Source organism: Stenotrophomonas sp. YJH_SMC_131 (genome assembly GCF_059367975.1).
Window position 1 is genome coordinate 189,970 of record NZ_JCAFRJ010000001.1, and the last position, 25,138, is coordinate 215,107.

The following is a 25,138-nucleotide window of genomic DNA, read 5'->3' on the forward strand; positions in this document are numbered from 1 at the left end:
ACTTGATGAATCATGCCGATATCCGCGCTTCTTGCTGCTGGTTGCGGGGCGTATTGTAAAACGCCTTTCGATAAACCCTGCCAAGGATTCCCCATGTCCCTCGCCCGTGGTTACGCCGCCCATTCCCATACCGACCCGCTGGTCCCGTACGAGTTCGAACGCCGCGCGGTCGGCCCGGACGACGTGCGCATCGAGATCCTCTACAGCGGCATCTGCCATTCCGACCTGCACCAGGCCCGCGATGACTGGGGTGGCTCGATCTACCCGATGGTGCCGGGCCACGAGATCATCGGCCGGGTGACCGAAGTCGGCAGCAACGTCACCCGCTTCAAGGTCGGCGACCACGCCGGCGTCGGCTGCATGGTCGACTCGTGCCGCCACTGCGACGCCTGTGAGCACGATCTGGAGCAATATTGCGCCGAAGGCGCGACCTGGACCTACAACGGCCGTGAACGCGAAACCGGCGCGCCGACCTACGGCGGCTATTCCGACCACGTGGTGGTCGAGCAGCGCTTCGTGGTGAAGGTGTCCGACACCCTCGACCTGAAGGCGGCCGCCCCGCTGCTGTGCGCCGGCATCACCACCTGGTCGCCGCTACGCCACTGGAAGGTCGGCCCGGGGCAGAAGGTGGGCGTGATCGGTCTCGGTGGCCTTGGCCACATGGGCGTGAAGTTCGCCAAGGCACTGGGCGCGCACGTCGTGATGATCACCACCACGCCGGAAAAGGGTGCCGATGCCAAGCGCCTGGGCGCCGATGAGGTACTGGTCTCGCGCGATGCCGCGCAGATGAAGGCGCACGCCGGCAGCTTCGACTTCCTGCTCAACACCATCCCGGTCGGCCATGACACCAACCCGTACATGGGCCTGCTCAAGCGCGAGGCCACCATGTGCCTGGTCGGCGTGCTGACCGAACTGGACCCGCCGCTGACCGGCGGCAGCGTGATCTTCGGCCGCAAGCACCTGACCGGCTCGGCAATCGGCGGCATGGCCGAAACCCAGGAAATGATGGACTTCTGTGCCGAGCACGGCATCGTCAGCGACGTCGAGATCATCGACATCAAGAACGTCAACGAAGCCTGGGAACGCATGGCGAAGAACGATGTGCGCTACCGCTTCGTGATCGACATGGCGACGATGCAGAACGCCGCCTGATCCAGGGCAGATGCGAAAAAGAAAAACCCCGGCAATGCCGGGGTTTTTCTTCTGGTAGTGCCGGCCGCTGGCCGGCAACCCCATACATCTGCCGGCCAGCGGCCGGCACTACCGCAATCCACTCAGTACGCGAACTCGCGGAACACCGGATCGACGTCGCCGTGCCAGCGGCCATGGAACAGCGCCAGCTTGCGCTCGGCCGGGGTCAGGCCGGATTCGACGATCTCCTGCAGCACGTCCAGGAACTTGCTCTCGTCCTGGCCGTCGGCATTGCGCGCCGCACGGCGCCTGAGGCCTTCGACGGAAATCTTCACCGCTTCGCGGGCCAGGTCGCGCACCGTGCCATTGCGGAACGGCAGGTTCATCGCATGCTTCGGCACGCCGTCGCGCAGTGCATGGCGCTCGGCCAAGGTGAAATCGCGTACCAGGTCCCAGGCGGCATCCAGTGCGGTGTCGTCATACAACAGGCCCACCCAGAATGCCGGCAGCGCACACAGGCGGCTCCACGGGCCACCATCGGCACCGCGCATTTCCAGGTACTTCTTCAGGCGCACTTCCGGGAACGCGGTGGTCATGTGGTCCGACCAGTCGCGCAGCGTCGGCAGCACACCCGGCAGCACCGGCAGCCTGGCCTGCATGAAATCGCGGAAGCTCTGCCCGCTGGCGTCGTGGTAGATGCCATCGCGGTAGGAGAAATACATCGGCACGTCGAGCAGGTAGTCGACATAGCGCTCGTAACCAAAACCATCCTCGAACACGAAGTCGAGCATGCCGGTGCGGTCGGCGTCGGTGTCGGTCCAGATGTGCGAGCGGTAGCTCAGGTAACCGTTCGGCTTGCCTTCGGTGAACGGCGAATCGGCGAACAGCGCGGTGGCGATCGGCTGCAGCGCCAGCGACACGCGGAACTTCTTCACCATGTCCGCTTCGGTGGCGTAGTCCAGGTTCACCTGCACCGTGCAGGTGCGGGTCATCATGTCCAGGCCCAGCGAACCGACCTTGGGCATGTACGAGCGCATGATCTTGTAGCGCCCCTTCGGCATCCAGGGCATTTCATCGCGCTTCCACTTCGGCTGGAAGCCCATGCCGAGGAAACCCAGCTGCAGTTCGCCGGCCACCTGTGCCACTTCGTTGAGGTGGGTGCCGGTCTCCACGCAGGTCTGGTGGATGGTCTCCAGCGCCGCGCCGGACAGTTCCAGCTGTCCAGCCGGTTCCAGCGTCACCGAGGCACCGTCGCGCAGCAGCGCGATCGTGTTGCCGTTTTCCTGCACCGGCTCCCAGCCGAAGCGGACCAGGCCGTTGAGCAACGCTTCGATGCCGCGCTCGCCCTCGAAGGTCGGCGGGCGCAGGTCATCCAGGCGGAACCCGAACTTCTCGTGCTCGGTGCCGATGCGCCACTGCGCGCGGGGCTTCTCGCCGGAGGCGATCACCTCCACCAGCTGCGAGCGGTCGGTAATGGGGGTATCGGCGACGTGGCTGGGGCTCGACAAGGGGAAGGCTCGCTGGACGGTGGCGGGGGATGTGGGGCTCGCGGCCTTCCATCGCAAGGGCGCACTATAGCGTGGCACCCCGTTGCGTCATGCGACGGTGACGGGTTTCAGCATCCTACCGACGCCCTCTTGACCCTCGTACACTTGGCGTCATGAACCGTCATTCGCGACACCCCGAACTGCACCGCTCCGAGCGCGTCGGCTGGTTGCGTGCCGCCGTGCTGGGGGCCAACGATGGCATCGTCTCGGTGGCCGGCCTGGTGGTCGGCGTGGCGGCCAGCGGCGCCTCCGCCACCACTATCCTTGCCACCGGCGTGGCCGGCACCGTGGCCGGCGCGATGTCGATGGCCGCCGGCGAGTATGTGTCGGTGCAGACCCAGGCCGACACCGAAGCGGCCGACCTGGCAATGGAAAAGCGCGAGCTGCGCGAAGACCCGCACAGCGAACTGGAGGAGCTGGCCGCGATCTACCGCCACCGCGGCCTGGAGCCTGCATTGGCCCGGCAGGTGGCCGAACAGCTTACCGCCCACGATGCACTGGGTGCCCACGCCCGCGATGAGCTGGGCATCACTGACACCCTGCGCGCGCGCCCGCTGCAGGCGGCGCTGGCCTCGGCCGGTGCGTTCACCTGCGGTGCGGCGCTGCCGGTGCTGACCGCCCTGCTCGCGCCGACCGACAAGGTTGCGTTGATGACCACGGCCAGCACCCTGCTCGGCCTGTGCCTGACCGGCGCAGTGGCGGCCCAGGCCGGGGGCGCACCGCCTGTACGCGGCGCGGTCCGGGTGATGTTCTGGGGCGCGCTGGCGATGGCTGCGGCGGCCGGCGTCGGTCGCCTGTTCGGTGCCCAGGTGTCATGACCGGCATGCTGCCAGCGGCCACTGCGTTGCTGGCCGAGATGGCCAGCCTGGCCGGCTGCGGGCGCGCCGAGGGCTATGCCTGCATCACCGCACGCCGCGAGCATGGCGCCAGCTCGGTGGAGGTTCCGCAACCGCAGTTCGCGATCCTGCTGGAAGGCCGCAAGCAGGTACGTACCGCACACCAGTCGCTGACGTTCGTTCCCGGCGACATCCTGCTGCTGACCCAGCGGTGCCGCATCGACGTGGTCAACACCCCCGATCCCTGCAGCGGCCGCTACCTCAGTGCCATCGTGCCGCTCTGCACCGAAGTGCTGGCGGCGGCGCGTACGCTCTGGAATGAAGAGCTTCCCGCCCCCGGCCAGGCGATGGCGCGACTGCCGTTGATCGACCATGGCGCGGTGCTGCGCCAGTGGCGGCAATCGCTGCAGGACGGCCGTTACAGCGACGCGCGGCTGGCCCTGGCCTCGCTGGTGCTGACCCTGTGCCGACAGGGCCACGGCAACCTGCTGCTGCCGCAGGCGCCGAGCCTGGGCGAACAGATCCGCGACCGCATCGCCGCCGAACCGGCTCGCGACTGGCAATCGCGTGATGTGGAAGCGCAGTTCGCGCTGAGCGGCGCGACCCTGCGCCGTCGCCTGGCGGCCGAGGACACCAGCCTGCGCCAGCTGCTCACCGAGGCCCGGCTGGCACATGGCATGCAGCTGCTCTACACCACCGACCTGCCGTTGAAGACCGTGGCCGCGCGCGCGGGCTACCGGTCTGCGGCCAGTTTCAGCAAGCGCTTCGCCGAGCAGTACGGGCTGGCTCCCACAGATATTTGAGGGGGTTCGGCAGGGCTGCTCCCTGCACCCGCTACGAGCCAGGGCAACGGCCGAAGCGACAGCAACAGCAACAGCGGCTATCCGTGGGAGGGCGGGGCGATGTGGGTGGGCAGGACACGCCGTAAACCCATCCATGGGGGCTCGATGGCGCCATCCATGGCGCCAACGGTCCTGCCCACCCACACCGCCCCACCTCTGACAGATCTTCGCGGCTGTTGGTAGGTGTCGACCTTGGTCGACACATCTGTCAGATATCGAATGAAACTGTGGGGTCAGATCCGTTTTCCTGCGGAAAACGGATCTGACCCCGCGAGCTGACAGATCGCGGAAAACTGTCGAAGGCGGGGTGGGTCCGGTTGCGGGAGTGTCCGCGGCATGGATGCCGCGGCCAAGCCCCCATGGGTGAGGGCGCTTTGCTTGCGAAGCACTGCTTCGCAAGCGACCGAACGCCCAGCCGCCAGCGACTGGGCCGGACCGCGGAGCGGGGTTTACGACGTCTCCCGCAACCGGACCCACCCCGCCATCCCAGATAGCCCGCTGTCGCTGTTGCTGTTGCTTCGGCCGTTGCCGTTGCCTCTGCGGGTGCAGGGCGCAGCCCTGCAGCCCCCCCTTCCCTGAGCATTCCGCGCAGTGGTTTGAGCGCCGTGCACACGCCGGCCACGGCACGCTGGGCACAACGGAACCGCCCGTCATCCACCGAGAACCGCCATGATCCTGCGTCCCCTGCCGCTGCGCGGCGCCCTGCTGCTGGCCCTGTCGTCCCTGCCGCTGGCTGCACTGGCCGAAGCCACCTCGCCCGCTCCCACCCAGCAGGTGCCCGGCGTCTACCACCAGCGCGTTGGTGCGCTGCAGGTCACCGCCCTGTTCGACGGCGTGGTCGCGCTGGGCCGGCAGGAAGTGGTCGACGTGCCGCCGACACTGGTCAGCCGCCTGTTGGAAGGCCGCTACGTACCGGAAGACAAGAAGGGCCTGCAGACCGCGATCAACGCCTTCCTGGTGCGCCAGGGCAACCACCTGACCCTGGTCGATACCGGCACCGCGCAGTGCTTCGGCCCCGGCCTGGGCCAGGTGCTGGGCAACCTGCGCGCCTCCGGCGTGGACCCGGCCGAGGTGGACGAGGTGCTGCTGACCCACGCCCACCCGGACCATCTGTGCGGCGTGCTCGACGCGCAGGGCAAGCCGGCCTACCCGAATGCCACGGTGTGGCTGTCCAAGGCCGATGCCGATTACTGGCTCAGCCCGGCCAGCGAGGCCACGGCGCCGAAGGGCGTGCGCTTCGCCTTCCCGCTGGCACGCAACGCGGTCGCGCCCTACCAGGCCAGCGGCCACCTGCGCACGTTCAGCCCCGGCGATGCCCTGCCCGGTGGCGCGGTGGCGATGGACACCCACGGCCATACCCCCGGCCATGTCTCCTACCGGTTCGACAGCCAGGGCCAGTCACTGCTGGTGTGGGGTGATGTGCTGCACTTCCATGCGGTGCAGTTCGCGCACCCGGAAGCGGCATTCGAGGCCGATTCGGACCGCAAGGCGGCCATCGCCAGCCGTCGCGGGCTGCTGCAGCAGGCCACCGCCAACGGTTGGTGGGTGGCCGGTGCGCACCTGCCGTTCCCGGGCCTGGGCCATGTGCGTGGCGAGGGCCAGACCTATGCGTGGGTGCCGGCGGAGTATTCGCCGTTGTGAGGGTGTGCCGACCAAGGTCGGCACCCACCCGATCAGGTAGCGGCCGGCTGCCCGGTAGCGCCCGGCTGCCAGCCGGGCGACCGTAAATGCCTTATTCCAGCCCCAGCCAGCCGCCGATCACGCCGCGGGCTTCGTCCACGCCGGTACGGTCTTCGCCGGAGAACACCTGCACGCTGACGCTGTCACCGTAAGCCGATTGCAGCTCCTTGCGCACCTTCTGCAGGGACTGCATCTGCTGGCTGCGGCTGAGCTTGTCGGCCTTGGTCAGCAACGCGTGCGCCGGCAGGCCACGCTGCACGGCATAGGACAGCATCTGCCGGTCGTAGTCCTTCAGGGGGTGGCGGATGTCCATCACCACCACCAGGCCCTTGAGGGCCTCGCGGGTGCGGAAGTACTTGTCAATGAAGGCCTGCCAGTGCGCCTGCAGGTCCAGCGGCACCTTGGCGTAGCCGTAACCGGGCAGGTCGACCAGATGCGCTTCCGGGGTGACCTGGAAGAACACCAACTGCTGGGTGCGGCCGGGGGTCTTGGAGACACGGGCCAGGGCGTTCTGGCGGGTCAGCGCGTTGAGCGCACTGGACTTGCCGGCGTTGGAGCGGCCGGCGAAGGCCACTTCAGCCCCTTCGTCGGGCGGCAGCTGCCGCACGTTGTGGGCCGAAAGGTGGTAACGGGCGCGTTCGATGAGCAATGACATGTGCCTAGGATCGCATGTTGCGGCGCCGCGCGCCCGTGCCGGCGGCCGCTGCGGCCATTTTGCTGCACTGCTGCGTTGACCGTGCGCGGAAACGCCGTTGATAATCCGGGCGATGCCGGCGGCCACCGTCCGGCCCGGTCCATACGGAGCTTCAGCATGCGCCACGCTCGCGTTCTTGCCGTATCCGCCCTTGCCACTGCTGTAGTCGTTGCCGCTGCTGCGTTCGCGCAGACCACGCTGACCCCGCTGCCCGACAACGGGCCGATCAATACCGCCTCGCTGGAGGTGGACTTCAGCAAGACCCACTGGGGCGATGCCAAGGCCGGCCAGACCAAGGCGACGGCCTGCGCGGCCTGCCATGGTGCCGACGGCAACTCCACGGTGGAGATGTACCCGTCCATTGCCGGCCAGAGCGAGCGCTACGTGGCCCAGCAGATGGCCCTGATCGCCAACGGCCAGCGCAGTTCCGGCGCGGCGGTGGCGATGGTGCCGTTCGTGCAGAACCTCACCCCGCAGGACATGCGCGATATCGGCGCCTACTTCGCCACGCAGAAGGCCAACGCCGGCATCGCCGATGACACGGCAGTGACCGATGGCCCCTACAAGGGCATGAAGTTCTACGAGATCGGCCAGCAGCTGTACCGCGGCGGCGATGCCAAGCGCGGCCTGCCGGCCTGCATGGCCTGCCACGGCCCCAGCGGTGCCGGCAATCCCGGCCCGGCCTATCCGCACCTCGGTGGGCAGCACGCCAGCTATGTCGCGCGCCGCCTGCAGGAGTACCAGGCCGGCCAGACCAACGAGACCGACAAGGCGCACTTCCAGATCATGGCCACGGTCGCGCAGAAGCTCAGCGAGCAGGAGGTGCAGGCGCTGTCGAGCTACCTGCAGGGCCTGCACAACAAGGCCGACGATGTGGCCGCTGCGGCCACGCCGACGCAACCGGCTGCCGCCCCCTGACCACCACTGGTCGGCCCGGGCCGCGACGCCGGCCCACGGCTGCGGTATGTTTCCTTCACGCCGGCGACCGCGCCGGCGTTGCTTTTTTCAACGGAGATGCGTGTCGATGAGGTTGATTTCCCGCCTGCTGTTGTCCGTGCTGGTGCTGCTGCCGCTGGCAGCCTGCGCCGCCACCCCCGCCAATGCCCCGCTGGTCGAGGGCAAAGACTACGAGCGCATCGCCCAGCCAGGCCCGTTCCAGCCGCTGGCCGGCAAGATCGAAGTGGTCGAGGTCTTCGGCTATACCTGCCCGCACTGCGCCCATTTCGAACCGCAGCTGGAAGCCTGGGCGGCCAAGCTGCCGGCCGACGTGCGTTTCACCCCGGTGCCGGCGGCCTTCGGTGGCGCCTGGGATGCCTGGGCACTGGCCTACTACGCCGCCGACGAAGTCGGCGTGGCCAAGCGCAGCCACGCTGCCGTGTTCAAGGCCCTGCACGAGCAGGGATCGCTGCCGATGCAGAACGTCTCGGCCGATGAGCTCGCCACGTTCTACAAGGCCTACGGCGTGACCCCGGACCGCTACCTCCAGGCGCTGCGCGGCGATGCCGTGCAGAAGAAGGTCGAGGCCGCGCGCGCGTTCGCCCAGCGCACCAAGATCCCGGGCACCCCGGCCATCATCATCAACGGCCAGTACCTGGTGCGCGGCGACAGCTTCGACGACCAGCTGCGCATCGCCTCGGCGCTGATCGCGCAGGCCCGCGCCGCCCGCGGCCGCTGAACCAACGCCCACCCTCGACACGGCGCTGTCGCCGCCGCATGTCATCATTTCCCCCTGGCTGGCGCCTGGCGCCGGCCCCCACCTTTCCAGATGCTGGAGACGTTTCCATGAAGATCCGTTACGCCCTCGCCCTCGCAGCGCTGCTGCCGATCCTGGCTGCCTGCAAGGCTGATGACGGCAGCACCAACACCACCGCGGCCCCGGCCGCACCGGCAGCCGCCCCGGCCACCGCCGAACCGGCCGCTGCGCCGGCCACGGGCAGCGAAGGCACCGCTCCGGCTGCCGCCGAAGGCGAAAAGGCCCCGGTCGAAGCCGCCCCCGCCGCGGCGCCGGCCCCGACCACCGCCGCGCTGACCGGCCCGGCCCCGGTGGAAGGCGCCGATTACCAGGTGATCCCGAACGGCCAGCCGTTCCAGCCGGCTGCCGGCAAGATCGAAGTGACCGAGATCTTCGGCTACGTCTGCCCGGCCTGCGCCGCATTCCAGCCGCTGGTCGGCCCGTGGAAGGCCGGCCTGCCCAGCGACGTGAACTTCGTCTACGTGCCGGCCATGTTCGGCGGCACCTGGGATGACTACGCCCGTGCCTTCTACGCCGCGCAGACCCTGGGCGTGCAGGAAAAGACCCACGAAGCGCTGTACGCCGCCATCCACTCGCAGAAGACCCTGAAGGGCGAGCGCGGCCGTGACTCGGTGGAAGACATCGCCAAGTTCTACGCCGCCTATGGCGTGGATCCGAAGCAGTTCGCCGCCACCATGGGCAGCTTCGCGGTGAACGCCAAGACCAACTCGGCCAAGCAGTTCGCCCAGCGCAGCCAGATCAGCGGCACCCCGTCGATCATCGTCAACGGCAAGTACCTGGTGAAGGGCAAGAGCTTCCCGGACATGCTGCGCATCGCCGACCACCTGATCGCCCGCGAACGCGGTGCGGCCCAGGCTCACTGATCCAAGAGAAGCATTTCCCGGCCGTGAATTCCCCCCGTACACGGACCCTGCGCTTGCTGACGGCCAACATCCAGGCCGGCTCAAGTACCCGCCGCTACAGCGACTATGTGACCCGCAGCTGGTCACATGCGCTGCCGGCGGGGCGCAAGCGCAGCAGCCTGGACGCGATCGCCACCCTGGCGCGCGACCATGACATCGTCGGCCTGCAGGAGGCCGACCCGGGCAGCCTGCGCTCGGGCTTCACCAACCAGACCCACTACCTGGCCCAGCGCGCCGGCTTCAACTACTGGAGCCACCAGCCGAACCGGCGCATGGGCGGCGTGGCATCCAGTGCCAATGGCCTGCTGAGCAAGCTGGAACCGGTGGAAGTGCAGGACCATGCCCTGCCCGGCCGCATCGGCGGGCGCGGCGTGCTGCTGGCCAAGTTCGGCGATGGTACCGATGGCCTGGCGGTGGCGGTGGCGCATCTGTCATTGGGCGCGGGCTCGCGGATGTCGCAGCTGGGCTTCATCGCCGAGCTGCTGTCCGACCACCCCAACGCGGTGCTGATGGGCGACTTCAACTGCCTGGCCGAACGCCCGGAAATGCAGGTGCTGTACCAGAAGACCCGGCTGCAGCCCCCGGGCTGCATCGTGCCGACCTTCCCCAGCTGGCGCCCCGACCGCGCCATCGACCACATCCTGGTCAGCAGTGGCCTGCAGACTCGTACCGTGGAAGCCGTACCAGCCGCGTTCTCCGATCACCTCGCCCTGGCGATGCAGATCGACGTCCCGGCCGACGCCCTGCGCTGACCCGCCGTTACGGTAGGTGCGGACCGTTGGTCCGCACGCTCTGCGCCGGGCGCCGCCCGGCGCTCCCCTAAATCGGGGCATAAACGACTTAATCCCCTCCGTCCCCTTTTTTTCAGGCGGTGACGGGTGCCTTCAGGCGCCGCGCGGTCATCGTGCTGCCCACCGAGGCCAGCACCGTGCAGCCGATCGCCAGCCACTGCAGCCCATGCAGGTGCTCGTGCAGCAGCAGCATCGCCCACAGCGCGGCCACCGCCGGTTCCATGCTGATCAGGATGCCGAAGGTCTCCTTCGGCAGGCGCTTGAGCGCCATCATCTCCAGTGACATCGGGATCGCGCTGGACACCAGCGCCACCAGCAGCCCGGCGGCCAGGATCTTCGGGTCGAGCAGCGCGGCACCGGCATGCACCACGCCCACCGGCACCACCACCAGGGATGCCGCCAGCAGCCCCAGCGACACCGAATGCCCGGCATGCAGGTGGCCGGCACGCTTGCCGAACACGATGTACAGGCCCCAGCACGCCGCAGCCCCCATCGCATACAGCACGCCAGCGGGATCCAGCGCCGGACCACCGCCGATCGGCAGCAGCAACAGCAGCCCCACCGCCGCACAGCCCACCCAGAGGAAATCGATCGGCCGTCGCGACGACAGCATGGCCACCGTCAGCGGCCCGGTGAATTCGATGGCCACCGCGATGCCGAAGGGAATGGTGCGCAGGGCCATGTAGAACAGCAGGTTCATCAGGCCCAGGGTGAGGCCGTAGCGCAGGATGGTGATCGCATCCGGGCGGCTGGTCTTCCAGCGCCACGGCCGCCAGAACAGCAGCAACAACAGCGCCGAGAAGCCCACGCGCAGCGCGCTGGTGCCCTGCGCGCCGATCAGCGGGAACAGGTGTTTTGCGTAGGAGGTGCCGATGGCCAGCGAGGTGACCGAGCCGAGCACCGCCAGCGCCGGCAACATCGGCGCGAGTCGTGAGGTCTGCATGGGCAAAGTCTATTGCGCCAGCGCCGAGCACTTGGCTCAATTGGCGGCCCGTTCGTGCAACTTCTGCTCGCCATGGCCACCGCCCCCGTGCTCGACAGCTTCGACCGCGCCATCCTCGACCTGCTGCAGCGGGACAACACCCTGCCGCAGCGCGAAATCGCCGAGGCCGTGCACCTGTCCACGCCGGCCGTGCAGCGCCGCATCAAGCGCCTGCAGGACAGCGGCGTGATCGCGGCCAATGTGGCGGTGATCGCCGCCGCCCAGGTCGGGCGGCCACTGACCATCATCGTCGAAGTGCGCGTGGTCAGCGAGCAACGTGATCACGTGGCGCCGTTCAAGCGCCGCGTGCAGGACGACCCGGCGGTGCAGCAGTGCTACGCGATCACCGGCGATGGCGATTTCCTGCTGCTGCTTTCGGCGGCGTCGATGGAAGAGTACGAGGCCATTACCGAGCGGTTGTTCGGCGGCGATGACAACATCGAACGCTTCAGAACGTCGGTGGCACTGGGGACGTTGAAGCGGAGTTTCGAAGTGCCGCTGCTGCCAGGCCTGTAGAGTCGAGCCATGCTCGACTGCCTCCTGATCGCAACGCAACAGCAGTCGAGCATGGCTCGACTCTACACTTTGAAACCATGAGTACACCGCCCTCCCCCGCCCGTCGCCTGCGCCGCTGGTTGCTGCGCGGCCTGTGGCTGGCCATCGCCCTCATTGCCGCGATGGCGCTGTGGAACAGCCCATGGGCCGCTGCGCCGAAGCTGCTGTGGACACTCTCTCGTATGCCGCCGGCCACGCAACTGGCGGTGCCGGTGGACGGCGTGCGGCCACGCCAGATCGCCGACACCTTCGGCGCACCACGTGGCCGTGACCGCTCCCACGCCGGCATCGACATCTTCGCCAAGCGCGGCACCGCGGTGCGCAGCGTCACTGCCGGCGTCATCGCGGACGTCAGCGAGCGCGGCCTCGGTGGCCGCCAGGTCTGGGTGATCGGGCCCGGGCGCGAACGTTACTACTACGCCCATCTGGACGACTGGGCCGAGGGCCTGGCGCGCGGCCAGGTGGTCCAGGCCGGCGACCTGCTCGGGCATGTAGGCGACAGCGGCAATGCCAAGGGCACGCCGCCCCACCTGCACTGGGGCATCTACGGCGCCGATGGCGCGCGCGATCCGCTGCCGCTGCTGCGCTGAACCCCATGCGCTGCGTCGCGGCCCGCGTGAGTGCCTACCTCGTTCATGATTTGTAAATAGGAATAGTTCGTATTACCATTTCTTTCGTTTCCGGTGGTGCCAGGACGGCCTGCCCGCCCGTTTCCCACCCGTAGCGCCTCGCCTTCTGGATGCCGGCCGAGCGCGCGTGCTCGTCCAGGACCCCCATGACCTGTTCCGCCTTCCGTATCCCGCAGCCGCAGCGGCTGTCCGTTGCCGTACTCGTTGCACTCTGCGCCCTGGCCCCGGCCGCCTTCGCCGACACCGCCGCCGACCCGACCACGCTGGACAAGGTCGTGGTCAAGGGCGAACGCGCCGAAGGCTATTCGGTGCGCCGCACCTCGGCCGGTACCCGCTTCGACCTGGCACCGCGCGAGATCCCGCAGTCGGTCAGCATCATCAGCCACCAGCGCATCGAAGATCAGAAGCTCGACGACATCATCGACGTGCTGGCCAACACCACCGGCGTGACCAGCACCCAGTCCGACAGCGAGCGCACCGAGTTCTACGCGCGTGGGTTCTACATCGATGCCTACCAGTTCGACGGCCTGCCGACGCAGATGGTGCAGAACTGGAGCTACGGTGACTCCGGCCTGGATCTGGCGCTGTACGACCGCGTGGAAGTGGTGCGCGGCGCCACCGGCCTGCTCAGCGGCGCCGGCAACCCGTCCGCTTCGGTGAACCTGATCCGCAAGCATGCCGACAGCGCCGAGCTGACCGGCAGCGTGTCGGTGAACGTCGGCAGCTGGGGCCGCACCCGCACCACGGTGGATGTGGGCAGCGCGCTCAACGCCAGCGGCAGCGTGCGCGGTCGCGTGATCGGCAGCTACCTGGATACCGACGGCCAGATGGACCGCTACAACCAGCGCAAGACGCTGGGCTACGCCGTCATCGATGCCGACCTGACCCCGGACACCCAGCTGAGCGTGGGCTACGACTACCAGCAGAAGCGCGCCAATGGTGCGACCTGGGGCGGCTTCCCGATGTGGTACGCCGATGGCAGCCCGACCAACTACCCGACCTCGTTCAATCCGTCGCCGGACTGGACCTACTGGGACACCACCAGCAAGCGCGCGTTTGCCACCCTGCAGCACGCCTTCAGCAACGGCTGGAAGTTCAGGATCGGCGCCACCCACGACCGCACCAACGCCGACGACAAGCTGTTCTATCCGTCCTACACCGCGTTCGACAAGGCCACCGGCACCGGCGTCACGCCGATGGCCGGCTTCTACAACACCGAGCGCAAGGTCGATGGCATCGATGGCTACATCGACGGCCCGTTCCAGCTGTTCGGCCGCGAGCACCAGTTCATGGCCGGCCTGAGCTACAACAAGCGCGAATTCGCCAACTACGGTGACTTCCAGATGGGTGGCCCCGGCACCGGCTGGAATCCCTTCAGCTCCTATCTCGACTGGACCGGCAACATCGCCCAGCCGAACTGGAACCCGCTGGCGCTGGCCAGCCAGGGCACCATCACCCAAAAGGCCGGCTATGCCGCCACCCGTCTGTCGCTGGCTGATCCGCTGAAGCTGATCCTCGGTGCGCGCTACACCAACTGGAAGAGCGAAGGCGAGAACGACGACCGCGAACACAAGGTGACCACCCCGTACGCCGGCCTGGTGTATGACATCAACGATACCTACTCCGCGTACGCCAGCTACACCGAGATCTTCCAGCCGCAGACCGCACGTGACCGCAACGACCGTTATCTCGACCCGGTCGACGGCAAGAGCTACGAGGTGGGCGTCAAGGGTGCCTGGTTCGATAACCGGCTGAACGCCTCGCTGGCGGTGTTCCGCATCGAGCAGGACAACGTCGCCCAGGTCACCAGCGAGCCGATCATCGGCCGTCCGGGTGAGTTCGCCTCGATCGCCGCACGCGGCACCGTCAGCCGTGGCTTCGAATTCGAAGTGAACGGCGAACTGGCACCGGGCTGGAACGCGACCTTCGGTGCTTCGCGCTATGTGGCCAAGGACATCAACGGTGCCGACATCAACACCAACCTGCCGCAGACCGCATTGAAGCTGTTCACCAGCTACACCCCGCAGTCGCTGCAGGCACTGACCGTCGGTGGCGGTGCCAACTGGCAGAACCGCATCTATTACGCCGCGCCGGTGGTGGGTCGCTTCGAGCAGGAAGGTTACGCACTGGTCAGCGCCTTCGTGCGTTACCGCATCTCGCCGGAGTTCAGCGTGCAGGCCAACCTCAACAACCTGCTGGACAAGAAGTACTACTCGCAGATCACCGGCTACGGTGCGTACGGCGATGGCCGCAATGGCTCGCTGACGTTCACCTGGGCGTTCTGATCAGACGCGGGGTTCGCACGCCCCGCACCTGTAGAGCCGAGCCCATGCTCGGCTCAGAGAATCAGCCGAGCGCGGGCTCGGCTCTACACCCGCAAGGCAGCGCCGGAACTGACCGGCGCTGCCACCGTCACATCAGAAGCGCAGGTCCGCGCGCAGGTACCAGTAACGGCCACGCGGGATGTCGTAGGTCGAAGCGTCGTAGCCGTTCAACGAGCACGACAGGCAGATCGGCGGATCCTTGTCGAACACGTTGTTCAGGCCGGCGGTCAGCTGCAACCCCTTCATCCAGTCGATCTTGTAGCCCACCTGCATGTCGTGGAAGGTGGTGGCCGACAGCGTGTTGGTGCCCGCAGCCTGGTTGCTGCACACCGGGAAGGCCGCCGCATCGCCGCAGTTCTCGGTCAGCTCGGAGATGTGGCGCACCGTCCAGTTGGCGCTCCAGCGATCCATCGTCCAGCCGAGGCTGGCATTGCTGGTCCACTCCGGGATCGAGCTGTCGGCCACTTCCACGCCCGGCTTCTGCGGCTGCTTCTGCCCGGCCGCGCCAGTGGCCTCGTAACGGCCGACGAAGGTGTTCTTCCACCCCAGCTTGAACTGGCCGATGGAGGTCTGCGGCAGCGTCCAGAACAGATCCACGTCCCAACCGTCGGTCTTGATCGAACCCAGGTTGGTCAGGCGGTTGTTGAAGCTGCTGACCGCACCGGTGCTGGCACGGGTGATGCCGTTGCAGTAGATCGGGTCCAGTGTATCCACGCACAGGTCCAGCTGGGTCTGCGCGTTGATGGCCTGGATCGCACCATCGATGGCATGGCGGTAGAAAGTGACTTCCACATCGAAGCGCTCCGACCACGAGGCGTTGTTGCCGAACCACGGGCTCCACACGAAGCCCGCGCTGAAGCTGCGCGAGCGTTCCGGGTCCAGCTCGCGGTTGCCGCCGGTGGTCACCGAGATCTGCGAGTTGGCCTGCTGGAAGCCGGCCGGGACGCCCAGTGCAGCACAGTTGGCCGCGCTGCCACGCGGCGGCGTGCCGCCCAGGCCCACCGAGCACGGATCGAACAGCTGCAGGTCGGCACGTGCGGCAGAGCCGTACAGCTCACCGATGGACGGTGCGCGGAAACCCTCGGCGTACGTGGTGCGCAGCACGAAGTCATCGGTCACCTGCCAGCGCAGGCCGTACTTGGGCGTGAACTCGCCGCCGAAGGTGGAGTAGTCCGAATAGCGGCCGGCCAGGCTCAGGTCCAGCTTCTTGCCGAACGAGGAGTCGGCGAAGATCGGCACGCTCAACTCCAGGTAGGCCTCGTTGACGTCGTAGGAACCGGAGGTCGGTTGCGACGGCACACCGTTGTAGTGGCCGATCACCGTCAGCGGATCGGGCTGGTAGGCGCCCTTGTACTTGCGGTACTCGAAGCCGGTGGCGAAGGACACCGGACCGGCCGGCAGCGAGAACAGCTCGCTGGACAGGTTGGCGGTGAACAGGCTCAGTTCGTTCTGGCTGCGGTCGCGCACCACCGGCTGGATCCACTTCAGCATGTCCGGGGTGATCGAACCGGCGCCACCGAAGATGTTCAACGGCACGCAGCCAGGCGTGGCCGCGCACACCGCGGGATCGCCCAGCGCCATGTTCACCTTGTAGATGTCATAGCTGCCGTAGTTGGTCTGCTCGGCCTTGTTCTTGCTGTACATGCCGTTGACGTCCCAGTACCAGCTGCGGTCGGCGGCATGGAAGTCACCGACCAGGCCGGTGGCGAAGTAGGTGGTGTCCACTTTCTGCTTGAACACGCGCGCACCGCCCTCCACCGGGCGACGACCGATCAGGCTCATGTTGTCGCCGGAGACGAGATCGAAGCCGAACGGGTTGTACGGGTTCAGGCGCGAGACCACGATGTTGTCGGCCAACGGATTGCCGGTGGCGCCATCGGGGCCGAAGAACAGCGGCTCGGGGCCGGCCTGGTTGGTCGACTCGCGGCGGTTGCCCAGCGCCTTGATGTACCACTGCACGTTGTCGGTGATGTCAAAGCGGAACTGGCCGAACAGGCCTTTGCGCTCCGACGGCGTAAGCACCATGTTGTATTCGGCGAAGTTGAAGCGGTCGGCGGTGGTGAAGCAGTGATAGTCATCCGTGCGGCTGCAGCCGGCACTGCCGTCGTACCGCGGATTGCTCACGCCGATATTGGGCACGATGTTCTGCACCGCACCGGTGTTCGGGTCGGTGAACATGAAACGGCCCTGCGGAATACCACCGCTGCCGAACGCCAGGCCGGTACCGGGAATGGGGAAGCGCGACTGCTCGCGATCCTTGGCGAATACCGGGTCCTGCTTGGTCCAGCTGGCGCCCAGGAACAGGCTGAAGCGATCGCCACTCTTGCCCCAGGCCAGATCCACGCCCTTCTGCGTGCCGTCGCCCTTGCTGTACTCGCCGTAGTTCAGCGTCACCTGCCCACCATCGAAATCGCGGCGGGTGATGATGTTGACCACGCCGGCGATGGCATCGGAGCCGTACAGCGACGAAGCACCGTCCTCCAGCACCTCGATGCGCTCGACGATGGCCAGCGGAATGGTGTTGAGGTCGGTGGCCGAGCCCACACCGGACGCCGACGATTCATTGACCCAGCGGATGCCGTCGACCAGCACCAGCACGCGCTTGGCACCCAGGTGGCGCAGATCGACCTGCGCCGAGCCGGCACCCACGCCACTGCCATCGGGCGGGAAACCGAAGTTGCCGGACGAGTTGAACTTGGCGTTGAGCGCAGAGCCGGAACCGGTGAGCTGCTGCAGCACTTCGCCGATCGAGGTCAGGCCGGTGCGTTCGATGTCGCCACGGGTCAGGGTCTGGATCGGGACCTGGCCCTCTACTTCAGCGCGCTTGATGCGGGTACCGGTGACTTCCACCGCGTCGAGGTTGGTGGTGGATTGTGCAGCGGCACCCAGGGGTGCCAAGGCCATCACGCACAGCGTGACGGCAACCGCCAACGGGCGGTGGTGCAGGTGCTTCATTCGCTCTCTCTCCAAAGGAATGTCGGGACATGGACTGCCGCGCTCCCCCCTGCATGGCGGCAGCGTCTCCTTTGTAAACAAGCGGTAAAAATCACGGCGTGATGATCGACACTCTTTCACGCGGAATTGACGCAATTGACAGCCATTTACGTCAGATGAGGACCGTTTAGAACCGGACGGTACTGTTCACCGCCCTCCACTTTGATGCCGGCTGCGTCAGCGCGCGCCGAGATCCGCCACAACTCATCAAGGGGACTTGTCGGTGCAGGCGCTAGTGACCGGGCGCGTCGACGCGCAGCCCATGCTGGCTCACGGCCAGCAGCACGCGTGCCATGTCTTCGTAGTCGGTGTCGTCGGCGGTCGCCAGGTGCACCCAGGGGCCATGCTGCTGCGGCATCTGCTGCGCCTGCACCAGGTGCCGCTGCAACGCGACAGCGTCGAGCGGCTGGCCATTCCAGAACATCGCCCCCGCCGCGTCGACGCGCAGGTGGATCGGCTGGGGTGAGGACGCCGGCCAGGGTGGGCACGAGGTGCGCTGCTGGAGCGCCAGGAGGCCGGTCGCCTGCGCCATCGGCAGCGCGGTGATCACCAGCGCCAGCAACACCAGCAACACATCCACCAGCGGTGCCAGATTGGGGGCGGCCATCAGTGAGGCCGCGTGCTGTGTCCCGTATCGCATGCCACGTTCCCTCGCAGGAAGAGCGGCCTGCCGATGGCAGGCCGCCCGTTGCCGGACTCACCGCACGAAACTCACCGCACGAAGGCAATGCGCTCCATGCCAGTGGCTTCGGCCGCAGCCAATATCCGCGCCATGCCTTCGTACTCGGCCGCCGGATCGGTGGCGATGCGCAGCTCCGGCAGGTTGCCGGCATGCTCGCCGGCCTGCGCCTGCAGGCGCCCCTGCAGATCGCCGATCGCCATCGGCTGGCCATCCCAGCTCAGCTGGTTCGACGCATCCAGTCGCAGCTCGATCGGCGGCGGCGGTTCGGGGCGATCGATCGTGCGATCGGTGGCCTGTGGCAACTGCACGGGAATCGGCCGGGCCACGATCGGCGCGGTTACGATGAAGATGATCAACAGCACCAGCATCACATCCACCAGTGGCGTGACATTGATGTCCGCCAGCGGGCCGCTTCTTCCTGCGCTACTGAACGCCATGTGCCGCTCCCTGCAGCCGGGCCGTTCGCCCAAGGCCGACGTTACGACGCCTGCGCCCGCCTGCGGCAGGGGCCTGTGCGGAGTCATTCAGCTATCGTTGCCCACGCATTGCGTGCACGCAATGCGAAACTGAATTCAGCCACTGCCCGCTATGCTGCATGCCATGACCCGACGCTCTTCGACCGCCCTGTCCCTGCTGCCCTTGGCCACCACGCTGCTGATCGGCTGCGCCAATGCCCAGTCCCTCGATGCCCAGAACGCGCAGTTGAAAGCCGCGATCGCGGCCGCCGAACGCGGCCAGTTCGATCCTGGCCAGGCCGCTGCGCTCAGCCGCCATCCGGCGTATGGCTGGCTGGAGTACGCCAACCTGCGCCGCAACATCGACACCGTCGATACCGCGCAGGCACAGGCCTTCCTCAAGCGCTATGAGGGCCAGGCCGTGGCCAGCACGTTCCGCAGCGTGTGGCTGCCCTCGCTCGCCCGCCGCCAGGACTGGCCGACCCTGCTGGCCAACTGGGCGCCCACCGACAACGCCGGCCTGCGCTGTGCGCAGCTGACCGCGCGCCAGGTGACCGGCAAGGCCGATCCGCAGTGGATCAGCGAAGCACAGGAGCTGTGGCGCAAGAACGGCAAGCCGCTGCCGGACAGCTGCGATGCGGTGTTCACCGTGCTGCAGGCACAAGGCGGCCTGAGCGACGCCCTGCGCTGGGAACGGATCGATGCTGCCGCCGACGCGCAGCAGCCCGCCGTGATGCGCAGCGCGGCCCGCGGCCTGCCTGCCACTGACCTGGCACTGGCCAACACTTACGCCGCCTTCGTCGACAAGCCCAACGCCAGCGCCCTGAACTGGCCCCGCAACGAGCGCAGCCGGCGCATCGCCACCGATGGCCTGGCCAAGCTGGCCAAGGCCGACCCGGCCGCCACCGAACAGCAGCTGCCGCAGTACGCGCAGGCACTGGGGCTGAGTGCCGCCCAGCAGGGCCAGGTGCTGTACCAGATCGCGCTGTGGACGGTGGCGTCCTACCTGCCCGATTCGGCACGCCGCCTCAACGCGGTGCCGGAGTCGGCCTATGACGAACGCCTGCACGAGTGGCGCGTGCGCGAAGCGATGTCCCGCGGCGACTGGACCGCGGCGCTGACCGCCATCCGCAAGATGGGCAGCAAGCAGCGCAGCGACCCGCGCTGGCGCTACTTCGAAGGCCGCATGCTGGAGAAGACCGGCCAGGCCCAGCAGGCGCAGCCGCTGTTCCGCGAGGCCGCGCGTGCATCGACCTTCCACGGCTTCCTCGCCGCCGACAAGCTGCAGCAGGGCTACACGCTGTGCCCGTGGCAGCCCAACGACAGCGCGCAGGCTCAGGCGGTGATCGCGCGCGACCCGGCCATCCAGCGCGCAATGGCGTTGTACCAGATCGATCGCGCTGGCTGGGCCGTGGCCGAATGGAACAGTGCACTGTCGCGCTTCGATGACACCCAGCGTCGCCTCGCCGTGCGCGTGGCGCAGGACAACGGCTGGTTCGACCGCGCCGTGTTCGCGCTCGGCAAGCAGCCGCAGGAGCAGCGCCTGTACGACCTGCGCTTCCCGCTGCACCACGACGCCACCATCCGCCGCGAATCGGCACGCAACGCAATCGACCCGGCCTGGGTGGCGGCGGAGATCCGCGCCGAGAGCACCTTCACCCCGCGTGCGCGCTCGCCTGCCAACGCCATGGGCCTGATGCAGGTGCTGCCAGCCACCGGTGCCGGCGTGGCCAAGTCGATCGGCCTGACCGGCTACGGCGGCGCCGACAGCCTGTACGACCCGGACACCAACATCGCCATCGGCACCGCCTACCTGCGCCAGTTGATGAACAAGTACGACGGCCTGCCCTACGTGACCATCGCCGCGTACAACGCCGGCCCGACCCCGACCGCACGCTGGCAGAGCCAGCGCCCGGGCTTTGATCCGGACCTGTGGATCGAGACCATCAGCTACAAGGAAACCCGCGAGTACGTGGCCCGCGTGCTGGCCTTCAGCGTGATCTACGACTGGCGCCTCAATGGTGATGCGCTGCCGCTGAGCGATCGCCTGATGGGCCGCCTGGTGGACAAGCGCAAGCGCTTCAGCTGCGCCGCCAACGCCGACCAGGGCGGCGATTGATCGCAACACAGTACTGCCGGCCGCTGGCCGGCATTCCCCGGCATCCACTCGCTGGGGAGGGAAACGATGAGCCTGCTGGCCTGGATCGGGCTGGACGCTGTATCGGTAGTGCCGGCCGCTGGCCGGCAGCTTCGGGGTGACTGCGGTTGCCGGCCAGCGGCCGGCACTACCGGTGCGTCTGCGCCGGGCATGCGATGATTCCAGCCATGAAGATCTATCTTGTCGGCGGCGCCGTGCGTGACCGCCTGCTGCAGCGACCTGCCGGCGACCATGACTGGGTGGTGGTCGGCGCCACGCCCGCGCAGATGGAAGCGCAGGGCTTCACCGCCGTCGGCCGCGATTTCCCGGTGTTCCTGCACCCGAAGACCGCTGAGGAATACGCGCTGGCGCGCACCGAGCGCAAATCCGGCCGTGGCTACCGCGGCTTCGTGGTCGATGCCGACCCGGCAGTGACGCTGGAAGAAGACCTGCAGCGCCGCGACTTCACCATCAACGCGATTGCCTGCGACGAAGACACCGGCACGCTGGTCGATCCCTACGGCGGTGTGCGCGATATCGAGCAACGCGTGCTGCGCCATGTCGGCCCCGCGTTCGTGGAAGATCCATTGCGCGTGCTGCGCGCGGCGCGCTTCATGGCGCGCTTCGCACCACTGGGCTTCACCGTCGCCGAAGAGACCATGGCGCTGATGCGCGAGGTCGCCGCCAGCGGCGAGCTGGACGCGCTGGTGCCCGAGCGCGTCTGGCAGGAGCTGCGCAAGGCGCTGGTCAGTGAACGGCCCTCCGCCTTCCTGCGCACGCTGCACGATGCGCAGGCACTGGGCCCGATCCTGCCCGAGCTGGAAGCGCTGTATGGCGTGCCGCAACGTGCTGAGTTCCACCCCGAGGTCGATACCGGCATCCATCAGGAAATGGTCAGCGACACCGCCGCGAAACTGGCGCCGGGCGATGACCTGGTCGGCTTTGCCGCGCTTACCCATGACCTGGGCAAGGGCCTGACCCCGCCGGAGGAGTGGCCGCGCCACATCATGCACGAGCAGCGCGGCATCAAGCCCTTGAAGGCACTGTGTGCGCGGTTGAAGATTCCCGCCGAACACCAGCAGCTGGCCGAAGCGGTGTGTCGCGAGCACTTGAACGTGCACCGCATCGACGAACTGCGCGATGCCACCGTGCTGGAACTGCTGGGCCGCTGTGATGCGCTGCGCCGGCCGGAACGCGTGGCCCGCATCGCACTGTGCTGCGAGGCCGACAAGCGCGGCCGGCTCGGCTTCGAGGACGCCGACTACCCCCAGGGCGAAACGCTCAAGCGCCTGCACCAAGCGGCGCTGTCAGTGCAGGCGCGGGATCTGGATACCACGCATCTGAAGGGCCCGGCCATCGGCGAAGCGCTGGCCAAGGCGCGGGTGAAAGCCATCGCCGCCGCCCGCTGATCCGCAACCGCCGTGGCGGCCGCGCACCGACTCCCATGGGTAGTGCCGGCCGCTGGCCGGCACCCCTATATCACTGGCTTCAGTGCGCCATCCCACGGGTAATCGCCGCCGCACGCTGCTTCAGCTGGGCCACGGCATCGGGAATCATCTCCATGCCCACGTCCAGGCCCGGGTTCAGCACCAGGCCGACGCCGTCGCCGATACCGGCCAGCAGCGCGTGCACCGCGATCGGCATGGCATGGGCAAACTGCGGCAGCTGCTCGTGCCACAAGCCAGCGCGCTCGGGCGCGGTGAACACCGCGAACATCGGCTCGCCGCTCTCGCTGGTCAGCACCAGCGGCGAGATGCTCTCGTCCCAGGCGCCATCCTCACCAATGGCCTTGTCCAGCAGCACGAACGCCGTCGAGGTCAGCAGGCCGTCGAGGAACTGCGCTGCGGTCAGCGTGCCGTCCTGGGCCTGCAGCAGGCGCACCTCGAGGTCGTTGAGGGGTTCGAACGGGGTGTCGTGGTCCATGGTCGGTTCCGGTACGTGGTTGCAGGGCAGACTTTAACAGGCCCGGTCCTCAACCGATGTATCCGTGCCGCCACATCCAACCGGCCACCGCCAGCGCGGCGACCCCCACCAGCATCAACGGCAGGCCGAAGCGGTGCCGCCACGGGATCGGCACCCCGCCCAGCTGCTGGTCCATGGTCTCGGTATCGAGCACCCAGCCGTGCTCGCACCGGGTGCAGGCCAGCTCGTAGCGGCGCTGGTAGGTGAAGCCGAACAGCAGGTCGATGCGCGCCATCTTGTAGCGCAGCTGCGGGGCGAACTCGGTTTCCGTCTGGCAGCGCAGGCAGTGGTGCGCTTCGGTGGGGCCGACGATCAGCACCCGTTCCTGTTGGCCGATCAGGATCATGTCCGGTTGACCTGGCAGGCGGGCTGGGCCAGCAGCCAGGCCTGGGCGGCGGCCACAGTGGCCGCGTCACCCTCGACGCGTTGGTCGGGTTCGATCTTCAGGCCATCGCCACGATCATTGCGGTCCCGCATCACGCTGGTGGTCAGCAGCAGGCGACTGCCATCGGCAAGCGTGTGCACGACATTGCCGGTGGAGACGCCCGCGGTCGGCTGGCCGAAACTCCGCGCCTGCGGGCGGCCACGCCACGCCAGCACCGAGGCCTCGCCCGAACTGCCGGTGCGGGGCCCGAACAGCACCGCCACCGGTGCGCCAGGCTGCCGCACTACATGGCCGGACTGGCCGAAGTCCAGCAGCGGCCTGCCCGCCAGCTGCACCGCAGTCGCCGTCAACGTCCAGCGCTGCGGCCCTTGCGCGGTTTCGAACGCGCCGACGTCCTCATTGTTCACCACCGAGGTGCGCAGCAGCGGTGCCATGCCCAGCAGCATCGGCCACATGGAGCCGCCACCGTTGTCCCGCAGGTCGACGATCCAGCCACAGCGCGCGCCGTCGTCCTTGCTGCGGATGACCTGCTGCCACCGCGCGGCACGCTGGATGTCCTGGCGGAATTTTTCCTGCGGCGTCGCGCCCGGCGAGGAGGCATAGCCCTCGATGACCACCCAGCCGATGCGCGCATCCACCGCATCAGCGGCCTTGGCCCGGTCCACGGCGGCGGCACCGGCCTGCTGCGCACGCGCGAGGGATTCGCGCTGACGCTGGGTCGTGGTCCACGCACCATGGTGGCCGGTGCTGAGCGCAATGGCTTCGCGCAGAACGGCCAGCCGTTGCGCGGGATCCCCCTGCGCCGATTGCAGGCGGATGCGGATGGCGGGCCAGTCCACCCGGTCGCGATACAGCGCCTGGCGTTCAAGCAGGTTGAGGATCTCAGCCTGGGCCTCCGGCGAGGGCATCTCGACCGCGCCTGGCGTATCGGCCATGGCGCCGGTCGCCAGCAACACGAGCATCAGCGCGCCGATGCGACGCACTCCCTTGCGAACCTGCATGCGACGCTTCCTTGTCGTTGAATCAGGACCGCAGCATAACCGGGGCATGATCGCTTGCGCCACGCGCGAACTGTCGTATCCGGCCCGGTCGCGGGTTGCAGCAAGGCGGCTTGCGTGCGGTCACCACATTGCAACTTTGCCCATGCCATCGCGGCGCACAACGCGCCAAGGTGGCCCCGTCGGCGCTTCCTGCGCTGACCGGGATTGGCGTCCTGAATCAAACATCGAAGCGATCGATTTGCCGCATCAACGGCAATCGCGACAATGCACCGGCTTGCCCATGGTGGGCGGTGCGTGGGGATCCTCGTGATCCGTCGGCTTTTTCGCTTTGATTTTGACCGGCACGCCAACCCGCACCGCCCGCCACCTTGCGCTTCGCAGGTGGCCTTGCCTCGTGAGGTTGCCGCCATGAACACGCCCTACCCCGCCTATCCACGCCTGCAGGCACTGCTCGGCGCTGCACTGCCCGGCCTGCAGTTGTCCAACGCCGCAGCCGAAGCGTTGGAAGATGCGCTCACCGAAGTCGACGAACAGGCGCCGCCCTCCGCATTCTTCGCGCGGCTGCGCGGCATCGCTCACAGCCACGCGGCCGACGGCCAGGCGTGGCGCGAACGGCAACTCAGCGAGGCGCGCGGCCGGCACCTGGCCGAGGCGACGCGCTGCCTGGCGGCGGTGTCTGCGTGTGGGGGCATCTTGTTGGCGGCGCAGTCGGCACGCGAGATGGATGATGCGCAGGCGCAGTGTCCGCCGCAGGTGGAGGAAGGCCTGCTGCATGCGGTGGTGGTGCTGGCCGATCATGCCGGGGCGCTGGTGGAACCGGATGCGTGCGCACCGCTGCTGTAGAGCCGAGCCTATG

At 67.8% G+C, this 25,138-nt stretch carries 23 protein-coding genes; 14 read left to right on the forward strand and 9 right to left on the reverse strand.

Annotated features, from left to right (window positions below):
- Positions 1-93: 93 nt before the first annotated feature.
- Complete coding sequence (locus tag AC5P56_RS00805) at positions 94-1,152, forward strand: NAD(P)-dependent alcohol dehydrogenase (RefSeq protein WP_014648395.1); 1,059 nt, start codon at positions 94-96, stop codon at positions 1,150-1,152.
- Positions 1,153-1,274: 122 nt separating this feature from the next.
- Here the strand turns inward: AC5P56_RS00805 and AC5P56_RS00810 are convergent, their stop codons facing one another.
- Positions 1,275-2,639: a glutamate--cysteine ligase gene (locus AC5P56_RS00810; RefSeq protein ID WP_111205457.1), complete on the reverse strand. Its 1,365-nt coding sequence runs from the start codon at positions 2,637-2,639 to the stop codon at positions 1,275-1,277.
- Between the two features lie 152 nt (positions 2,640-2,791).
- On the opposite strand from AC5P56_RS00810, the gene AC5P56_RS00815 reads away from it, so the two are divergent.
- From AC5P56_RS00815 to AC5P56_RS00825, 3 genes are all read left to right on the forward strand, one after another.
- A complete protein-coding gene (locus AC5P56_RS00815) occupies positions 2,792-3,496 on the forward strand; it encodes a VIT1/CCC1 transporter family protein (protein ID WP_014648397.1) in 705 nt (234 codons plus the stop codon).
- Positions 3,493-4,317 (forward strand): helix-turn-helix transcriptional regulator, encoded by an 825-nt coding sequence (locus AC5P56_RS00820; RefSeq protein WP_032960690.1) that lies wholly within the window; start codon positions 3,493-3,495, stop codon positions 4,315-4,317. Before AC5P56_RS00815 ends, AC5P56_RS00820 begins: the two co-directional genes overlap by 4 nt.
- A 708-nt stretch (positions 4,318-5,025) precedes the next feature.
- A complete protein-coding gene (locus AC5P56_RS00825) occupies positions 5,026-5,997 on the forward strand; it encodes an MBL fold metallo-hydrolase (RefSeq protein WP_134809286.1) in 972 nt (323 codons plus the stop codon).
- Positions 5,998-6,088: 91 nt separating this feature from the next.
- On the opposite strand, the gene yihA is transcribed toward AC5P56_RS00825, so the two are convergent.
- Complete coding sequence (gene yihA, locus AC5P56_RS00830) at positions 6,089-6,691, reverse strand: ribosome biogenesis GTP-binding protein YihA/YsxC (protein WP_005411022.1); 603 nt, start codon at positions 6,689-6,691, stop codon at positions 6,089-6,091.
- Between the two features lie 156 nt (positions 6,692-6,847).
- On the opposite strand from yihA, the gene AC5P56_RS00835 reads away from it, so the two are divergent.
- The 4 genes from AC5P56_RS00835 to AC5P56_RS00850 all read left to right on the forward strand — a co-directional run bounded on the left by AC5P56_RS00835 (position 6,848) and on the right by AC5P56_RS00850 (position 10,137).
- Positions 6,848-7,648, forward strand: coding sequence for a c-type cytochrome (locus tag AC5P56_RS00835; protein ID WP_014648400.1), 801 nt, complete (start codon positions 6,848-6,850; stop codon positions 7,646-7,648).
- Between the two features lie 106 nt (positions 7,649-7,754).
- Positions 7,755-8,405 carry a thiol:disulfide interchange protein DsbA/DsbL gene (locus tag AC5P56_RS00840; protein WP_053496329.1) on the forward strand — a complete coding sequence of 217 codons (651 nt, stop codon included), beginning with the start codon at positions 7,755-7,757 and terminating at the stop codon, positions 8,403-8,405.
- Positions 8,406-8,512: 107 nt separating this feature from the next.
- Entirely contained in the window at positions 8,513-9,346 is an 834-nt protein-coding gene (locus AC5P56_RS00845) for a thiol:disulfide interchange protein DsbA/DsbL (RefSeq protein ID WP_227864584.1), read from the forward strand.
- Positions 9,347-9,399: 53 nt separating this feature from the next.
- Positions 9,400-10,137, forward strand: coding sequence for an endonuclease/exonuclease/phosphatase family protein (locus tag AC5P56_RS00850; protein ID WP_021202520.1), 738 nt, complete (start codon positions 9,400-9,402; stop codon positions 10,135-10,137).
- A 112-nt stretch (positions 10,138-10,249) separates the two neighbouring features.
- Here AC5P56_RS00850 and AC5P56_RS00855 read toward each other — a convergent pair whose 3' ends face one another.
- Complete coding sequence (locus tag AC5P56_RS00855; protein ID WP_100438132.1) at positions 10,250-11,119, reverse strand: EamA family transporter; 870 nt, start codon at positions 11,117-11,119, stop codon at positions 10,250-10,252.
- Positions 11,120-11,191: 72 nt separating this feature from the next.
- Here AC5P56_RS00855 and AC5P56_RS00860 point away from each other — a divergent pair, with 72 nt between their 5' ends.
- The 3 genes from AC5P56_RS00860 to fhuE all read left to right on the forward strand — a co-directional run bounded on the left by AC5P56_RS00860 (position 11,192) and on the right by fhuE (position 14,627).
- On the forward strand, positions 11,192-11,674 hold the full coding sequence (locus AC5P56_RS00860) for an Lrp/AsnC family transcriptional regulator (protein ID WP_134809288.1): 483 nt from the start codon (positions 11,192-11,194) through the stop codon (positions 11,672-11,674).
- Positions 11,675-11,751: 77 nt separating this feature from the next.
- The gene (locus AC5P56_RS00865) at positions 11,752-12,303 is read left to right on the forward strand and encodes a M23 family metallopeptidase (RefSeq protein WP_053495113.1); all 552 of its coding nucleotides are present in this window, start codon (positions 11,752-11,754) and stop codon (positions 12,301-12,303) included.
- Between the two features lie 185 nt (positions 12,304-12,488).
- Positions 12,489-14,627 carry a ferric-rhodotorulic acid/ferric-coprogen receptor FhuE gene (gene fhuE / locus AC5P56_RS00870; protein ID WP_227864583.1) on the forward strand — a complete coding sequence of 713 codons (2,139 nt, stop codon included), beginning with the start codon at positions 12,489-12,491 and terminating at the stop codon, positions 14,625-14,627.
- A 132-nt stretch (positions 14,628-14,759) separates the two neighbouring features.
- Here fhuE and AC5P56_RS00875 read toward each other — a convergent pair whose 3' ends face one another.
- From AC5P56_RS00875 to AC5P56_RS00885, 3 genes are all read right to left on the reverse strand, one after another.
- On the reverse strand, positions 14,760-17,621 hold the full coding sequence (locus tag AC5P56_RS00875; protein WP_134809292.1) for a TonB-dependent receptor plug domain-containing protein: 2,862 nt from the start codon (positions 17,619-17,621) through the stop codon (positions 14,760-14,762).
- Positions 17,622-17,892: 271 nt separating this feature from the next.
- On the reverse strand, positions 17,893-18,267 hold the full coding sequence (locus AC5P56_RS00880; protein WP_134809291.1) for an ExbD/TolR family protein: 375 nt from the start codon (positions 18,265-18,267) through the stop codon (positions 17,893-17,895).
- Positions 18,268-18,371: 104 nt separating this feature from the next.
- The gene (locus AC5P56_RS00885; RefSeq protein WP_014648410.1) at positions 18,372-18,779 is read right to left on the reverse strand and encodes an ExbD/TolR family protein; all 408 of its coding nucleotides are present in this window, start codon (positions 18,777-18,779) and stop codon (positions 18,372-18,374) included.
- Positions 18,780-18,930: 151 nt separating this feature from the next.
- Between AC5P56_RS00885 and AC5P56_RS00890 the strand changes: the two genes are divergently transcribed.
- Both AC5P56_RS00890 and AC5P56_RS00895 read left to right on the forward strand, forming a co-directional pair.
- The gene (locus AC5P56_RS00890; protein WP_126411364.1) at positions 18,931-20,916 is read left to right on the forward strand and encodes a transglycosylase SLT domain-containing protein; all 1,986 of its coding nucleotides are present in this window, start codon (positions 18,931-18,933) and stop codon (positions 20,914-20,916) included.
- Positions 20,917-21,122: 206 nt separating this feature from the next.
- Entirely contained in the window at positions 21,123-22,343 is a 1,221-nt protein-coding gene (locus AC5P56_RS00895; RefSeq protein WP_053495110.1) for a multifunctional CCA addition/repair protein, read from the forward strand.
- 79 nt (positions 22,344-22,422) lie between these two features.
- Here the strand turns inward: AC5P56_RS00895 and AC5P56_RS00900 are convergent, their stop codons facing one another.
- The 3 genes from AC5P56_RS00900 to AC5P56_RS00910 are packed head-to-tail and all read right to left on the reverse strand — an operon-like array spanning position 22,423 to position 24,282.
- Positions 22,423-22,857 carry an SseB family protein gene (locus tag AC5P56_RS00900; protein ID WP_005419309.1) on the reverse strand — a complete coding sequence of 145 codons (435 nt, stop codon included), beginning with the start codon at positions 22,855-22,857 and terminating at the stop codon, positions 22,423-22,425.
- 49 nt (positions 22,858-22,906) lie between these two features.
- Positions 22,907-23,242, reverse strand: a complete 336-nt coding sequence (locus tag AC5P56_RS00905) for a hypothetical protein (protein WP_014648413.1) — start codon at positions 23,240-23,242, stop codon at positions 22,907-22,909.
- On the reverse strand, positions 23,239-24,282 hold the full coding sequence (locus tag AC5P56_RS00910) for a S41 family peptidase (protein ID WP_262216800.1): 1,044 nt from the start codon (positions 24,280-24,282) through the stop codon (positions 23,239-23,241). The genes AC5P56_RS00905 and AC5P56_RS00910 overlap by 4 nt, the downstream gene beginning before the upstream one ends.
- A gap of 408 nt (positions 24,283-24,690) precedes the next feature.
- Between AC5P56_RS00910 and AC5P56_RS00915 the strand changes: the two genes are divergently transcribed.
- The gene (locus AC5P56_RS00915; protein ID WP_164077488.1) at positions 24,691-25,125 is read left to right on the forward strand and encodes a hypothetical protein; all 435 of its coding nucleotides are present in this window, start codon (positions 24,691-24,693) and stop codon (positions 25,123-25,125) included.
- Positions 25,126-25,138: the final 13 nt, after the last annotated feature.